Raw genomic sequence first — 943 nt, 5'->3', positions numbered from 1 at the left:
CCCCCCCCCCCCCCCCCCCCCCCCCCCCCCCCCCCCCCCCCCCCCCCCCCCCCCCCCCCCCCCCCCCCCCCCCCCCCCCCCCCCCCCCCCCCCCCCCCCCCCCCCCCCCCCCCCCCCCCCCCCCCCGAGCTCGTTCCCCACCCCGGTCGCGGTGCGGCTCGCGGACGGCGACGATGATGTTGAGCACTGCAGCATCCCCGTCGCCAGTGAGGTCCCCATGCGCCTGCCCATCACCCCCGCCGAGATCGCACCTCGCATCGCGACCGGGGCGTTCATCCTCAACTCCGGCCTGGGCAAGCGCAGCGTCGACGGCGGCACAGCCGCCGGGCTGCACGGCTTCGCCGCCGGCACCTACCCGTTCCTCAAGAAGGTCGAGCCGGCCACCTTCGCCAAGGCGCTGTCCACCACCGAGATCGTCCTCGGGGCCGCGCTGCTCACCCCCTTCGTCCCGACCGCCGTCGCGGGCGCCGCGCTGACCGGCTTCTCCGGTGGCCTGGTCGGGCTGTACCTGCGCACCCCCGGCATGACCAAGCCCGGACGCAGCGTCGCCCCCACGCAGGACGGGCTGACGATCGCCAAGGACGTGTGGATGCTCGGCATCGGCCTCGGCCTGCTGACCCAGGCGTTCACCGGCCGGTCCGAGCGGGCAGCCACCCGGCGCACCGCCCGCCGCGCCACCGGCAAGGCAGCGCACAAGGGCAGCCGGAAGGCCGGCCGGAAGGGCGCGCGGCTGGCGGCGGCGGAGAACCGGGCCCTGGCGCGGGCCGCCGCGACCGCCGGTGCCGTGAGCGCCCGGGCACGCGACGCCGTCGCTGCCTAGCTGTTCTGACCTGACAGGTTGGTGACGCGGCTGGCCGGGGGTCTGCCGGCGAGTGCGGTGTGGCCGCGGTGGTGGTTGTAGTGGTGTAGCCAGGCAGGGTAGGCAGCGGCGCGGTCGGCGTCA

Annotated in this window: 1 protein-coding gene and 1 pseudogene; one reads left to right on the top strand and one right to left on the bottom strand. The window is 77.7% G+C overall.

The window, feature by feature from the left end; translation table 11 throughout:
* The first annotated feature begins 217 nt into the window (after positions 1 to 217).
* Positions 218 to 820: a hypothetical protein gene (locus ACI783_RS19790; protein WP_457142033.1), complete on the top strand. Its 603-nt coding sequence runs from the start codon at positions 218 to 220 to the stop codon at positions 818 to 820.
* Here ACI783_RS19790 and ACI783_RS19785 read toward each other — a convergent pair.
* A pseudogene (locus ACI783_RS19785) lies at positions 817 to 943 on the bottom strand (IS481 family transposase); the annotation flags it as partial. The gene ACI783_RS19790 and the pseudogene ACI783_RS19785 sit on opposite strands and share 4 nt — an antisense overlap.

Source organism: Modestobacter sp. SYSU DS0511, assembly GCF_054050755.1.
This window is presented reverse-complemented; position numbering and strand designations above follow the sequence as displayed.

Excerpts from the sequence above, each read along its gene's own strand:
- ACI783_RS19790 (WP_457142033.1), top strand. The coding sequence starts at position 218 with ATGCGCCTGCCCATCACCCCCGCCGAGATCGCACCTCGCATCGCGACC.